At 31.8% G+C, this 15,229-nt stretch carries 13 protein-coding genes; 5 read left to right on the top strand and 8 right to left on the bottom strand.

Annotated elements, in window-relative coordinates; all coding sequences use genetic code 11:
• Positions 1-6 precede the first annotated feature (6 nt).
• Positions 7-1,485, bottom strand: a complete 1,479-nt coding sequence (gene mqo / locus MT340_RS02890) for a malate dehydrogenase (quinone) (RefSeq protein ID WP_243603568.1) — start codon at positions 1,483-1,485, stop codon at positions 7-9.
• A gap of 339 nt (positions 1,486-1,824) precedes the next feature.
• Here mqo and MT340_RS02885 point away from each other — a divergent pair, with 339 nt between their 5' ends.
• Positions 1,825-2,970, top strand: a complete 1,146-nt coding sequence (locus MT340_RS02885) for a glycosyltransferase family 4 protein (protein ID WP_243603567.1) — start codon at positions 1,825-1,827, stop codon at positions 2,968-2,970.
• A gap of 68 nt (positions 2,971-3,038) precedes the next feature.
• Here MT340_RS02885 and MT340_RS02880 read toward each other — a convergent pair whose 3' ends face one another.
• Positions 3,039-4,640 carry an L-lactate permease gene (locus tag MT340_RS02880; RefSeq protein WP_243603566.1) on the bottom strand — a complete coding sequence of 534 codons (1,602 nt, stop codon included), beginning with the start codon at positions 4,638-4,640 and terminating at the stop codon, positions 3,039-3,041.
• 397 nt (positions 4,641-5,037) lie between these two features.
• Between MT340_RS02880 and MT340_RS02875 the strand changes: the two genes are divergently transcribed.
• Positions 5,038-6,729: a CDP-glycerol glycerophosphotransferase family protein gene (locus tag MT340_RS02875; RefSeq protein ID WP_243603565.1), complete on the top strand. Its 1,692-nt coding sequence runs from the start codon at positions 5,038-5,040 to the stop codon at positions 6,727-6,729.
• A gap of 75 nt (positions 6,730-6,804) precedes the next feature.
• Here the strand turns inward: MT340_RS02875 and MT340_RS02870 are convergent, their stop codons facing one another.
• Positions 6,805-7,320, bottom strand: coding sequence for a GNAT family N-acetyltransferase (locus MT340_RS02870; protein WP_243588715.1), 516 nt, complete (start codon positions 7,318-7,320; stop codon positions 6,805-6,807).
• Positions 7,321-7,504: 184 nt separating this feature from the next.
• On the opposite strand from MT340_RS02870, the gene tatA reads away from it, so the two are divergent.
• Together tatA and tatC are read left to right on the top strand one after the other, a co-directional pair.
• Entirely contained in the window at positions 7,505-7,729 is a 225-nt protein-coding gene (tatA, locus tag MT340_RS02865) for a twin-arginine translocase TatA/TatE family subunit (protein WP_243588714.1), read from the top strand.
• Complete coding sequence (gene tatC / locus MT340_RS02860) at positions 7,674-8,426, top strand: twin-arginine translocase subunit TatC (RefSeq protein ID WP_243588713.1); 753 nt, start codon at positions 7,674-7,676, stop codon at positions 8,424-8,426. The genes tatA and tatC overlap by 56 nt, the downstream gene beginning before the upstream one ends.
• Positions 8,427-8,508: 82 nt before the next feature.
• On the opposite strand, the gene MT340_RS02855 is transcribed toward tatC, so the two are convergent.
• Genes MT340_RS02855 through efeO form a run of 3 tightly spaced genes read right to left on the bottom strand, consistent with a single transcriptional unit; the run spans position 8,509 to position 12,321 of the window.
• Positions 8,509-10,248 carry an FTR1 family protein gene (locus MT340_RS02855; protein ID WP_243588712.1) on the bottom strand — a complete coding sequence of 580 codons (1,740 nt, stop codon included), beginning with the start codon at positions 10,246-10,248 and terminating at the stop codon, positions 8,509-8,511.
• Positions 10,229-11,455, bottom strand: coding sequence for an iron uptake transporter deferrochelatase/peroxidase subunit (gene efeB / locus MT340_RS02850; RefSeq protein WP_243588711.1), 1,227 nt, complete (start codon positions 11,453-11,455; stop codon positions 10,229-10,231). Before efeB ends, MT340_RS02855 begins: the two co-directional genes overlap by 20 nt.
• Entirely contained in the window at positions 11,452-12,321 is an 870-nt protein-coding gene (gene efeO, locus MT340_RS02845; RefSeq protein WP_243588710.1) for an iron uptake system protein EfeO, read from the bottom strand. The genes efeB and efeO overlap by 4 nt, the downstream gene beginning before the upstream one ends.
• Positions 12,322-12,665: 344 nt before the next feature.
• Between efeO and MT340_RS02840 the strand changes: the two genes are divergently transcribed.
• The gene (locus MT340_RS02840) at positions 12,666-13,664 is read left to right on the top strand and encodes an acrylyl-CoA reductase family protein (RefSeq protein WP_243588709.1); all 999 of its coding nucleotides are present in this window, start codon (positions 12,666-12,668) and stop codon (positions 13,662-13,664) included.
• A gap of 51 nt (positions 13,665-13,715) precedes the next feature.
• Here MT340_RS02840 and MT340_RS02835 read toward each other — a convergent pair whose 3' ends face one another.
• Both MT340_RS02835 and MT340_RS02830 read right to left on the bottom strand, forming a co-directional pair.
• Positions 13,716-14,117 carry a GNAT family N-acetyltransferase gene (locus MT340_RS02835; protein WP_243588708.1) on the bottom strand — a complete coding sequence of 134 codons (402 nt, stop codon included), beginning with the start codon at positions 14,115-14,117 and terminating at the stop codon, positions 13,716-13,718.
• Positions 14,118-14,137: 20 nt separating this feature from the next.
• Complete coding sequence (locus MT340_RS02830; protein WP_243588707.1) at positions 14,138-15,169, bottom strand: NAD(P)/FAD-dependent oxidoreductase; 1,032 nt, start codon at positions 15,167-15,169, stop codon at positions 14,138-14,140.
• Between the last annotated feature and the right edge of the window lie 60 nt (positions 15,170-15,229).

Here is a 15,229-nt window from a genome sequence, read left to right as displayed (position 1 = left end):
TTTTTATTATTTCACATTTAAATATTTTTGCACTTCTTTATTTACTGCTCTGTATACATCTTCATGTTCAGTTAGTTTCAATCCAAATGATGGTACCATTTCCTTAATTTTCGGAACCCAACCTTTGAATTCTGTGCCATAGCAACGTTGTAGTAAATCTAACATAATGTCGACCGCAGTTGATGCACCTGGTGACGCACCAAGCAATGCAGCGAGTGAGCCATCATCTGATGTGATAACTTCTGTACCGAATTGTAAATTACCCTTACCATCTTCTGTATCTTTAATCACTTGTACACGTTGACCCGCTACGATCACTTCCCAATCTTCATCTTTAGCATTTGGCAAGAAGATACGTAAGTCATCCATACGTTCTTTATGCGATAGCATAAGTTGAGAAACTAAATATTTCGTTAAGTTAAATTCTTTTACACCCGCACTTAACATTGTAATAACGTTATTAGGTTTAACAGAACGAATTAAATCTAAATTTGATCCGGTTTTTAAGAATTTAGGTGAAAAGCCTGCGAATGGTCCAAATAACAATGAACGTTCACCATTTACAAATCGAGTATCTAAGTGAGGTACTGACATCGGTGGCGCACCTACAGCTGCTTTACCGTAAACTTTAGCATGATGACGCTCAATCACATCTTGATTTGTACAACGTAAGAATAATCCACTTACAGGGAAACCACCAATATGTTTTGATTGTTTGATACCTGTTTTTTGTAATAAAGGTAAGCTTGCGCCACCAGCACCAATAAAGACAAATTCTGTTTCATACGTATGAGATTTACCAGATTTTAAATCTTTAACTGTGACTTTCCAGTTACCGTTATCTAGTTTTTCGATATTCTCAACTTCTTGTTTATATTGCACTTCTACATTGCGTTCTTTTAAATTAGAAATTAATTTCTTGGTCAATGCACCGAAGTTAACATCTGTACCCGTCTCATCTCGAGATAAAGCGATAGGTACGTTAGATGTTCTACCTTCAATCATTAATGGTACCCATTCTTTCATTTGCTCTCTATCTTCTGTAATATCCATATTTTCAAATAGAACATTCTTTTTAAGTGCTTCTACACGTCTTTTTAAAAATTGAACATTGAAAATGCCTTTTACAAAACTCATGTGTGGAACTGATTGAATAAAGTTTCCTGGATTTTGTAATTGGCCTGTTCTTACTAAATGGGCCCAAAACTGTTTTGATACTTGGAACTGTTCATTAATTTTAATTGCTTTATTAATATCGACAGTGCCATCTTTACCTTCTTTAGTATAGTTTAATTCGCATAATGCTGAATGTCCTGTACCAGCATTATTCCATACGTTCGAACTCTCTTCTCCTGATTGTTCTAACTTTTCAAAGATTTTAATTTCCTTGTCTGGAGATAACTCTTTTAATAATGTACCTAATGTTGCGCTCATAATTCCGCCACCAATTAAGATGACATCTGTTTTGCTATGTTGTGAACTCATAACAACACAGTCCCCCTTTTATAATCACATCTTTAGTCGTAAGGTTAAGACCTTGGCCTAATAAATTAAAACGCTTTCTTTTATTCTTAAAAATTTTTAATATTAATTTTACGTAAAAACGTAAATCGACTTTTAACAACTACCTTAATTATATACATAATTGCTCGTTGAAAAAAGTGTTTATACTAATAATTACATTATTTAAGTTACTGCGTTCTATTTACACTAAATTTACTTTTATTATGAAATGTCTTGCATGAATTAAAGCTTTTAACTTCTACTACTAATAAAGTCACACATGCTATAATTTTTTTAAATCAAACAATTTGAGGTGTAATTATGAAATCAATTACTTTTTTAATGCATAATATTTATGCTTTAGGTGGTACTGTCAAAGCAGTAACTGAACTTGCTAACTCATTATCAAATAAAGGGCATCATGTAGAAATTATTTCAATCTTTAGAGCCGCAGACCGCCCTTACTTTGAATTAGATAAAAAAATTATTGTCAAAACACTCATCGATTATCGTTTAAAACCTCAAAATATAGGTTCAATCGTGATGAATCGTTTAAATAGATATACACCTTTTTTTAAACCGACGCACTTATCACAATATGAGCCAGGGCTAAATCAATTCTCAAGCTATATAGAGCGCAAGGTAATCAAAGCGATTAAGCATGTTAATACAGACGTGTTTGTTGGCACGAGAGCGAGTTTTAATATTCTAATTGCTCAATATCATAATTCTAATGTTACTACTGTTGGAATGGAACATATGAATTTGGATGCGTATCCAAAAACGTACCAATATGAAATTATTAAAGCTTATAATCAATTAGACGCTATTACAACTTTAACTTCAATTGATCAACAAAAATATCAACAGTGTATTACTACGCCTATCTATACTGTGCCTAATATTATTAATGTACAACGACTTCATATTACTAAAGAAAATCGTATTATCAGTGCAGGAAGATTAGAGTATGAAAAAGGCTTTGATATTTTAATTGAAAGCATTCACCGTATTCAAAATACTATCCGTCAAGCTCACTTTAAAGTTGAATTATATGGAGATGGACAGGAACGTGAAAAGCTTCAACAATTAATTAATAATTATAAACTTGCCGATATTATTACACTTCATCCTGCGACACAACACTTAAATGAGAAATTAGCACAAAGTAAGATAACTGTGGTTCCTTCGCGAAATGAAGGATTTGGCATGGTCATCTTAGAAGCAATGGCCCAAGATAACGTAGTAATTAGCTTTAAAGATACTGTAGGACCTTCGAGTTTGATCACTACTGGTGTAAATGGATATTTAGCTGATTATCAAGATGTTAATTCACTTGCTAAATATATAGATATTGCGATAAATCATATTAATCATTCTGACAATATGATAAAAGAAGGACATCTTACGGTTGAACAATATTCATCTGATAAAGTATATGAGGAATTCATATCTTCTATTTCATAAAATTTAAATAAGGACATAAAAAAATTGTAATTTGAGCAACAACGCTCAAATTACAATTTTTATTATTCTTATAGAACTAGTGATAAGATAAATGTCCAAATACAGATAAAGATTAATAATCCAATACTGTAACGTAAAGTCATTTTTAGTAATTCTGATTCTTTACCTACTTCTTTAACAGCTGCGGTAGCAATCGCAATGGATTGTGGTGAAATTAATTTAGCAGCTACCCCACCAACTGTGTTTGAAGCGACAAGTAATGAACCACTTGTACCAATTTGTTGCGCTACTGACGCTTGAATTGGAGCAAATAATGAGTTGTTATTGACAACTGAGCCTGTCATAAATACGCCAATCCAACCTAAGATAGGTGATAATACTGGGAAGACATTTCCTGCTTTGGCAATACCTTGACCCATCGCAGCACTTAAGCCACCATATGTTGTAATTTTAGAAATAGCTAAGATGAAACAAATTGTAAGAACTGGTAACCATAATTCTTTGAATGTTACTCCGAATAAACGACCTGCATCACCGAAGCTTACTTTTTTAGCCATTAATACTGTAATAATTATAGTTAATAAAATAGCTGTTCCAGTTTGGCCAATAAAGTTAAATGTTAAAATGATTGGTTTATGTGCAACATCACTAAATGTGCCTGGTAAATTAAAGTTGAACACTAATGAAGAAAGTGCGCCATTTGGTAAGAATAATTTTTTGAAGAATGGTGCACTCCAAACCATTACAATCACAGTTAAAATTACAAATGGACTCCATGCATACATAATTTCTTTAGCATTATGAGGTTTCACAGGTTCAGGTTCAACATCTTTTTGTACACGATAAATATTTTTGGGTTGGAATTTTCTAGAGAATAAAGCTAAAGCTCCCATTGTAGCTAAAGGTGGGATAATATCAGCTAATTCTGGACCATTGAATACAGTTAATAAACCTTGTAAAACAGTATATGTGATTGAAACGACTAAGATGGCTGGTAATGTTTCTTTAATTCCTTTAAGTCCATCAATGATAAAAATTAATAAGAATGGAATAAAGAAGTTAATGATGGCTAAAGTGAGTGTAGATGTTTGAGAAACACCCATCGCATGTACACTACCTGGTAAATGTAAAGTATCCACTACGCCAACCGGAATACCTATAGCACCAAAAGCTCCAGAAGCTGCATTTGCAACAAGACAAAGCATGGCTGCTTGTAATGGTCTAAATCCTAATTGAGATAATAATAATGCACAGATCGCAATTGGTACACCAAATCCTGCTGCGCCTTCTAAGAAAGCATTAAATGCAAAACCAATAAGTAAAAGTTGGATACGTTGGTCTTGTGAAATGCTAGTGATACTATCTTGAATTGTGTTAAATTGTCCTGATTCTTGAGTGATTTTGTATAATAGAACGGCCATCATAACAATGTAGCCAATTGGAATAATACCTTGATAGAAACCTTCTACAACTGCTCCAGAAGCAATACCTACTGGCAATTTGAAGAATGGTACAGCAATAAGCAATGTCACTACTAAAGTAGTAATAGCAGCATAAATACCTTTCATTTTAAAGACTGTTAAACATAATAAGAATAAGATAATAGGAATAGCTGCAATTAAGCTGGATAACACTAAGTTATCGAAGGGGTTAAATGTTTGAACTAACATAATTTTGACTCTTCTTTCCTTATTTTTTAATGAATTATCTAGATCGTTGAACTGAAAGAGGTCTGACCTCCATTTTGTTTGTTTCCACCTCATACAGTTCGCTACATAATTAATATTTTGTCGACAAGTTAATCATGCTAGATTTCACAATTTTATATTGTGAACTTTTTCACAAGATGAATATAACACCTTTTCTTTTAATTGACAATACTTTGGAGCATTTTTAATTAAAAATTTGTGATTTTTTTAACAAAAAATTGAAATATAAAATTTCTCAAAGATTTAACTATTAATTCATAACAACCAATCTTTTTTGAATATCTTTGCAACTATGATTTTTTTTAATGCACGTGGTAAAATATATATATGAAATTTACGAGCAAAAGGATAATGTATGATGATTAAACAAATAAATATTTCTAATATGGCACATCTTGAGCTACAACTTAATAAAGCGAAATCGGCAGGTTTTTCACATTTTATTCCGTATTCTAACGATATTAAAATCAATCAAGATATGCTTGAAGCCGTTGCTTTATCTGATAACTCTATTGCAGTGGATTATACTGTTGAAGGTTTGTATGTAAATGACTGTAGATATTTTGGTGACGAAAAACTCACTTTTTTAACTTGGATGAAAAATATTAACCATTATCCCAATTTTATTTATAATATCGATGCCACATTGATGCACTTAGCTAAATATGAGATTCATTCTATTATGGATTTAGCAGTCATTACCGCTTTGAAAAGTGAAGTAGATATTGATGGTCATGTCGTTTTTGATTTTGGCAATGAACTAAGAACAAGTAAACTATTTTGGAAATCATTAGATACATATGAAGTAAAATGGATTAATCATTTTGACTTAAATAAATTAGCTTATATACACGGCTACTCCACTCCATTTAATAAGTTTAAATATCCTGGTAAAGAAGAAGAAATGCGTTTTGCTGACAGTTGGCTAGTTACCACTAAATTTAAATTACCAAAGTGGATGTACAATAAAATGCATCAACGTGCTCTTAAAAATCATCGCAATTTAAGCTATATTTATCAAAAAGATAAATCTCAAGTAAAAAATCATATTGTTTTTTTAGGCTTTGATTATAGTTACAGAGGAAATTCAAAATATTTATTTAATTATTTTGTTAAACGTAATCCTACTACAGAAGCATATTTTATAACTAATGATCGTCGTGGGCCTTACTTTGTACCTCCTGAAGCGGAAGGAAATAAGGAACTAATCGAAAGTGCTAAGATCGTTGTAATTGAAAGCTATATTCCTGATGAATATAAACCAAATGGGACAGTTATCCAATTATGGCATGGAACCCCTATTAAAAAATTATTTATGGATAGTCAAGAGCCTGATCAAAATAAAAATATTTATAATTACAAAGCGCGTAAGTATAATAAATGGTTACAGCAAGATTACCTCTTATTAGATACTGCTAATACAAGAGGATTATTCGAAACAGCTTTTCCAAATCAAAATACTCAATTTATTTCATATGGCTATCCAAGAATAAGTCATTTGTTACATAATCTAAATGACCAAATTCATCATAAAAAGATTAAAGACAAACTTGGGATTGATCGTAAAAAACCAGTATTGCTTTATGCGCCTACATGGCATGCATCTAATAGATTAGAAATTACATTGACAATCACACCTGATCTATTAGAAGAATATCATGTCATATATAAAGGCCATGTTGAAAGTACATCTGAAGTGCCTAACGATGTTATCGAAGCACCTAGCAATATTGAAACCCAGGATTTACTATTGATTGCCGATGTAGTTTTAACAGATTATTCTTCGATTATTTTTGATGCTTTAACAATTGGAAAAAAAGTTTGCCTATTTACACCTAATCATGAAGCTTATGAGGATGAACGTGGTGTGTATGAAGATGTAATGCAAAGTTTATCTGAAGTGTGGTATACAGATGAAGATTTATTACTTAACAACTTAATCAATCATACGATACCGGAAATTACTCACCACCCATTAATAAATGAAAATAACCAGTCATTAAAACAATTAACTCAACTTATGCGTAACATTTTAAATGACAACCATTAATAAAAACCGTTAAGATTCTAATTTACGAATCTTAACGGTTTTAATAGTTATCTAACTTTTTATACCTAATCAATTTTAAATATTTCTTTCCATAATAAGGTCTGTATCTACAACATCACCATTCACAAAATCGTGTTCTCCCGTAACTACAAAACCATGACGTTTATAGAATGCGAGGGCTTTATCATTATATTCCCATACACCTAACCAAATTTTAGATTTATGATGTTCACGCGCTTTATCAAGGGCTAATTTTATAAACGTATGGCCTCTTCCTCCACCTTGATATGCTTTGTGAAAATAGATACGTTGAATTTCTAAATACTCATTACCCTTAGGCTCAGTTTGAGCACCATTTATATTTAACTTTAAATATCCGACTATGTCATTATCGATTTTATAGAAATAATGAAAAGAATTAGAATTATCTAATTCCGATAATAATAAATCTTCATTATATGCTTCATCGAAGAATTTTTGGAAATTTTCTTGCGAATACACATCTTTAAAGGTTTCATAAAATGTAATTTCTGCTATACGTTTTAATTCAGTTACCTCATTTTTATTTATTTTCACAACATGCTCAGCCATATCATGTCCCCTCTTCTTATCTAACCATTCTAGTTAGAAAATAAATTTTTATTCCTTGGAGCGTTATTTTCAAACAATTATTTTCAATTAATTTGTGAACGTCTTAAATTACTATTGATAATATTTATCAATGAGTATAAAGTATAGATGATATAAGTATAAATTAGAGTGAGGTTTTTGTCATATGTTTCAAGATCTATTTGTATTAGGCATAACTGGACCAACGAGTCTAGTTATAATAAGTATTATCGCTTTGATTATTTTTGGACCTAAAAAATTACCACAATTTGGTAGAGCTATTGGTAGCACATTAAAAGAATTTAAATCAGCTGCTGAACATTTAGATTCAGATGATGTTCACGATACTCCCAGTAAAGAGTCAAAACAACAACGAGAGCAATCAAAATAATTCGACATTATTAGAACACTTTGATGAATTAAGAATACGAATCGTCAGAGTGTTTATTGCTTTTATCATCTCAACAATAATCGTTTATATTTCATCTCATTGGTGGATGAAACCATTTATTCATTATATTAAACGTGCACATGTAACACTTCATGCGTTTTCATTCACTGAAATGATTCAAATATATGTAATGATTATTTTCTTTGTGGCGCTATGTTTGATTATGCCTTTTATTTTTTATCATTTATGGGCATTTATCACTCCTGGTTTACACCCACACGAACGTCGATTTATTTATAAATATAGTATTTGGTGTGCCATATTATTTGTGATTGGAGTGGCATTTGCATTTTTCATTGGATTCCCACTGATTATTAATTTTTCATTAACCCTTTCAACAATTTTAAGCATTCAACCTGTTATAGGATTTAAAGCGTATTTACATGAATTGATAAGATGGTTATTAATATTTGGCGTTTTATTCCAATTACCTACATTATTTTTGGGCTTAGCTAAATTAGATTTAATAGATGTTAAGGAACTCAAAACATATCGTAAGTATATTTACTTTGGATGTTTTGTCGCTGCAAGTATCGTTGCGCCACCAGACTTAACATTAAATTTATTATTAACATTACCATTAATTATTTTATTTGAATTTAGTATGATTATTGCCAAAGTTACACAACGAAATTGATATTTAAATAAACATAACTATACAAAAATCCTCGAACTTTTTCATAGTGTTAAGTTCGAGGATTCTTTATATTATTTAATTCTTATTTACCACGTTGTTCTTTTTTATCTTTTCTATTTTTGAAAATGAAGAAAATAATTAACACAATGTAAATTAATTGCGCAACAATTGTTTCAACCGTTGGATAGAAACCAATGAAACTAATCGTTGGTAAACCTTCAATACCATGATGTGGCACAGTACCTAATAACTGTAATTTTTGAATACTTACACCAAGCATCTTGAATGCCATAATAAAGATTAAAATTGAAAGCACTCTGAAGATATAATAAATTGGTATAAGTTTGACAATAAATCTGAATAGCAATGCAAAGATAATTAAGATCACAATTGCTAATGCGATACCAATAACAAAGTCTTTAGTAGTAATGCTACCAATCATACCCATATAGAAGATGATCACTTCTACACCTTCACGTAAGACTGAAATTAAACCAATTGTTCCTAAAAGAACAAGGTTACCATTACTAATTGCATTTTGATACATATTTTGAATCATATCATTCCAACGCTTTGCACTTGAACGACGATGCATCCAAATACCTACAACGTACATAAGAATAACCGCAATAATACCAAGTGTTGCTTCCATTCCCTCACGCAAGATACCGTTATTACCCAGCGTTTGAATAAATACAACTGCTAAAGTGATACTTAGAATTAAACCAAGTATAGCACCGCCAATCACACTTGTAGTACCTTTCGTATCTTTCACCTTACGTGTCATTGTAGTTAACGTCATGATGATTAAGAGTACTTCAAGTCCTTCACGTAAGAAGATAATCATTACATCAACGAAAGAATAGCCTTCTTGACCTATCGTATCTTTAATATCTGAGTTAATTTCTTGTAATCCTTTTTTAACTCGGTCTTTATTACTATGGTCTAATATACTTTGATAATATGGAATCTTATCTTCGATAGTTGTATATAATGAACCATTTTTTGTTTGAATTTTACCTTCAACATATGGCCATATTTGAACGAATTTAGATAACGCTTCATCAGCTTGATTTAAGTTATTATCATCAATACCTTTAATTGCTTTATCTAATTCATCGTTCAATTGCGAAGCTTTATATTTACCGGATTCTTCACTGGATTGTTTTTGGTCCACTGTATCGATGCTAGATTTAAATGTTGACCATGCATTTTTAACTTTCTTCGTATCTAAAGGCTCTTTTTGCGTAGCTACACGAAGTTGCATTAAATTCACTTCGATTTGTCCGTATTTACCTTCATCATAGTTACGAATTGCAGATTCATGACTAGTCCAAATTTGATTCAGACTATTATTAATTGATTGTAATTCAGAGTCATTTTTTGTTTTGATAGCCTTTTTTATTTGTGCGTCTTTAGAGTCAACTTGTTGTTTTAATTCTTTAATTTCTCCAGAAATATCAGATGATGATTCTACATTTTCATAGGCAATAAGTGATTTGGTTAATTCTGAAAGTTGATCAGCTTGTTTGTCGGTTGAAGAAGTATGGTCTAAATCTTTTAATTTAGCTTTAACATTTTTACCTTCTTTAGTATTTTTTATATTTAAATCATTCACTTTAGATTTAATATCTTTAACTGCTTTTTGTTTATCTTTATCACTTTTATCCTTGTCTTGTAACGTAGACTTCGCATCCGTAATAGCAACATAAACATCACTAATTGAATTGTCATCTGCAGCATGTACTGGTGTTGGTGCAATTCTTAGCACTGTGAACAGAAGTGCCACTACTAAAAGAAGTTTAATCGAAAAGTGTTTCACCTAGATAGCCTCCTTTTTGAACACCTGGTAATACAAGAAATGATGCAGAACCTTTATGTGTAATATATTCATTTAATTTGTCACGATGACCTAAATTATTTTGAATATCAATAAACTGTTGCGTTGATTTTTGGAAACAAGTAAAGATTAATCCTACTTCTAGGTTACCAGTCTTAGCGTTAGTACCATCACTATAATTATAAGCACGTCGTTTAATAGATGTATTAGCTTCATGTGCTAAACGTGCATGTGCGTTTGGATCAATAATGTAATTACCACTCGCATCTTTTGCTTTTAAATCTAAGTGATCAAATTCTTTTTTACCTGTTAGAGGTGCGCCTGTATCACGTTTTCGTCCAAACGTTGCTTCTTGTTCTTCTAAAGACGTACGATCCCATGTTTCAATGTGAATTTGAATACGTCTTACAATACAGTATGTACCGTTTTTAGCCCATCCATCATCAATAAATACATATTTTTTTAGTTCATCACTTTTTGTAGGATTTACAGTCCCATCTTTAAAAGCCATTAAGTTTCTAGGTGTTTCTTCTAATTTTCCTGAAACGAATCCATTTTGCGACCATCTCAGTTTGACAATATCTCTAAAAGGTCTGATTAAATTATGAATTGCGTGGAATGACACTTGTGGATCATTCGAACATGCTTGAATCATGATATCTCCATCACTATAGTCTTCTTCTAATTGATCATTTGGAAAATGAGGTAAATCTTTAAAATCTTTTGGAATTTTAGATGACATATCTAGTTTTTTTAGAAATGATTTACTAACACCATACGTTAACGTTAATCTACTAGCACCTAAACCTATAGATTCCCCTGTGTCTACTGGAGGTAATAACGCATTTTGACTATCTTTTTCCACGGGAGCCCCATCCGTCATATTGACAGACATGGCGGTCCATTTTTTAAACATCTCTTTAATTAAACTTTTGTCTTTGCTTTTTAAATCTAAAGCTACAATAGTACAATTTTTCTGTGTTGGTGTTGTAACACCAGCTTGTACACGTCCATAGAATTCAAAAGCATCTTTTTTATCATCTTCTGGGGTATCAAACATCGATTTAAATGAAAAGATACTTCCAGCCCCACTTGCGCCAATAACTACACCTGCTCCACCAATTCCAAGCATTTTCAAAAAAGAACGTCTTGAAACTTGTGTAGATTGTTGATCATCTATTTTACTCATTCTGTAACCACAGCCATTTTACTTAATGGTTCACCAAGTGAGTTCACTGCATCAGATAATGCTTTTCTATCTTCTTTAGTTACAGCGCTATAATCTTTAAATCCGTCGCCGTCTTTGTATTTATCTAATAAACTATTCACTTTATCAAAGTTCTTTTGAATATCGTCGCTTAATTTTTTATCTTTTTTCACTAATTCAGGTTTGAATAAGTCGTAGATTTTTTGGGCACCTTCAATATTTGCTTTGAAGTCATATAAATCAGTGTGTGAATAAATTTCTTCTTCACCAGTTATTTTTGAAGTTGATACTTCATTTAATAAGTCAACTGAACCTTGTAACATTAATTTAGGTGTAATATCTAAAGTATCAGCTTTAGCGTCCAACTCTTTAGCATCTTTTAATAATTGATCAGCATCTTTTTTTGTAGTGGCATCAATTTTATTGTCTTGATACAGTGATTTTTCAATTTTATGATATCCTGTCCATTGATCTCCCTTTTTCTCTTCTTTCATATCCGCTAAACGTGCATCAATTTTAGGATCTAAGTCACCAAAAGCTTCAGCAACTGGTTCTGAGCGCTCATAATACATACGTACTTTAGGATAAAGTTCTTTGGCTTTTTCCATATTGTCATTCTTAATTGCAGTCACAAATTCTTCTGTACCTTCTAAGAATTTATCTAATTGTTTATCTGTATATTTTTTATATTCTTTCGTAGCTTTATCTAAAGCCGCATTATTTTTACTACTACTTGAACTTTGTGACTGAGAATCTTTTTTACTATGATCATTATTGCCATTGTTATCGTTACCACATGCTGCTAATAATAATGATGATGCTAATAAAATAGTTGGTAATTTTTTCATAATATGTCCACCTCAATAGAATTTAGGTGATTATTCAACCGCTACTGATTTTTCATTTATAATAATCATTTTATAAAATATGAAATATCCCAAAAACACAATTATTATAGTAGATTTATTTTATCTAGTTTCAATTGATAATCATTATCAAAATAATTATATGTTTGTCCCCTCATTGTGTCAACAACAATTCTATTTTAATTTTAATTACAATAATTTTTATCATTTGTCTTATTAATAATAGTTAAAATATAATGTTTCAATAAGATCTTCTTAGCATAGTATCCTATTTATACGGGTAAACAATTTATAACTATTAATATTTTTTAAAGGAGTCATATGATATGAGTACAGAATTTAAAGCATTTTTAGTTGATAAAGATAAAGATGGCAACGTGAAGAGCGACTTTAAAACAATGACCACAGATGATTTACCTGAGGGTGACGTATTAATTAAAGTTCATTATTCAAGTATTAATTATAAAGACGCATTAGCCACAACTGATAATAATAATATAGTCAAATCATATCCAATGGTTCCAGGCATTGATTTAGCAGGAAAAGTAGTGGAATCTAATGATCCTACAATTGAAGAAGGTGAAGAAGTCATTGTAACAAGCTATGATTTAGGCGTAAGTCATTATGGTGGCTTTAGTGAATATGCTCGCGTTAAATCTGATTGGGTCGTAAAATTGCCACAGAATCTAACATTAGAAGAAGCTATGATTTACGGTACAGCTGGCTACACTGCTGGTTTAGCTATTGAAAAGTTAGAAAAAGCTAGCTTTATGACACTTGAAGGCGGTAAAGTACTTGTCCGTGGCGCTTCAGGCGGTGTAGGTTCACTTGCAGTATTAATGCTATCTAATTTAGGTTATAAAGTCGTCGCAAGTACAGGTAACAAAGAAGCTGCTAAAAAGATTGAAGATTTAGGCGCTAAAGAAATTATTGATCGCATCACTGAAAATGACGATTCATTATTAGGCTCTCGTACTTGGCAAGCTGCCATTGATCCTATCGGTGGCGAGGGAACACCTTATGTCATCAACCGTATTGATAATAACGGTGGCGTGGCGCTAATTGGTATGACTGGTGGCGTTAAATTTAATGCGACAGTCTTTCCATTTATTTTAAGAGGCGCAAGTCTTGTCGGTATCGATTCCGTATTTACGCCAATGAAATTACGTGAACGCGTATGGCGTCGTTTAGCTACAGATTTAAAAGCTGATAAATTGAATGAGATTAAGCGTTCTATTTCATTTGATGAATTACCTGAATCCCTTGAAACCGTATTAAATCATAAAAATACAGGTCGCATTGTCGTAGATTTTAATGCTGAATAAATAGTTAGAGTGAGGATCGCATTTTTACACTGCGACCCTCACTCTTATTTTTTAATATATTTGATACATGCCACCTGATTTAGGCTCAGTTGATTGAAAGCCAAACTTCTCATATAACTTATCTGCTGGATAATCTGCTATTAAGCTTACATATGTGCCTTTTTCAGCAACTGACTCAATATATGTCATAATCTTCTCCAAGATTTGTCTGCCATGGCCCTGTCCTTGATATTCTGGATCAACGGCAATGTCTACTATTTGGAAAGCAGTGCCCCCGTCACCAATTAATCTTCCCATACCAATTAACTTATCATTATCGTAAATCGTAATAGTAAAACACGCATTGGGTAATCCTTTACGTGCCGCTTCCAGAGATTTAGAGCTCATGCCTGCTTTTACTCTTAAATCACAGTATGCTTGTGCCTCAGGTACTTCTTTAGAAAAACGAATCATTGTACATCCCCTTTTATTATTTATAAATATTGATTAATTACTGCTTTATTAGATTCTTTAAATATATCATTATGACTTGATACATATCCTTCATTAGCAGCATCAGGTTCAATATAAGTCTTAGCTAAGTTAGCCGCATTACCCGCATCACTAAATGCACTTGCAATTAAATGCACCTTCGCTTCATGATGAACCACGTCTCCACATGCATAAATACCAGGTATATTCGTAGTAGTATTTCCTAACCCTTTAACGCGATATTCATCATATAAATCTAGTTTTGAAGAACATTCAACCAATAATGGATTCTCATGATCAAAACCATGACTTATAATCACATCATCAAATGGTATTAATTGAACTTCATGCGTTTCAATATTTTCAAGTTCAACTTTATGGATACATTTATCTTCTGTATCACCAATCAATTCTTTGATTTGAGTTTTAGGCATCAGGTTAACGTTTAAATCTTGTAATACTTTGATCATCGATTCATAACCACGTATTTCTGGCTTTCTATAAATCAATGTCACTGATTTCGCTATTCCAGCTAAATCACGTGCCCAATCAAGCGCAGTATTTCCACCACCTGAGATTAAAATATCTTTACCTTTAAATTTTGACAATGACTGAACCACATAATGTAAGTTAGTCATATTATAACGTTCAGCCCCTTTAATATTTAAGGGTTTAGGATTAATAATGCCTCCACCTACTGCAAATATCACAGCTTTAGATTCATAAACATGGCCTTTATCCGTTTCAATTTGAAAATGTCTTTCCTCTACTTTACGAATATCTATGACACGTTCGTTTAAGTTAACTTCAGGATTAAAATGTAAAGCTTGCGCAATCAAATCCTTTATTATTTCATAACAAGGTTTTGGTGCTACGCCACCGATATCCCAAATAATTTTTTCAGGGTAGATTTGCATTTTACCGCCTAATTTATCTTGTACATCAATGATTCTAACTGACATTCCTCGTAAACCAGAATAAAAACTCGCAAAAAGTCCTGCTGGTCCTCCCCCAATGATTGTTACATCTTGCATTATAATTGCCTCCTAAGTCATTTCCCAACTAAATGATAATAATTATCACTAATTCTTATA

The organism is Staphylococcus sp. NRL 16/872 (assembly GCF_022815905.2).
Taxonomy (GTDB): domain Bacteria; phylum Bacillota; class Bacilli; order Staphylococcales; family Staphylococcaceae; genus Staphylococcus.
Note: the sequence above shows the minus strand (reverse complement) of the source record. Positions and strands in the feature narration are given on the sequence as shown.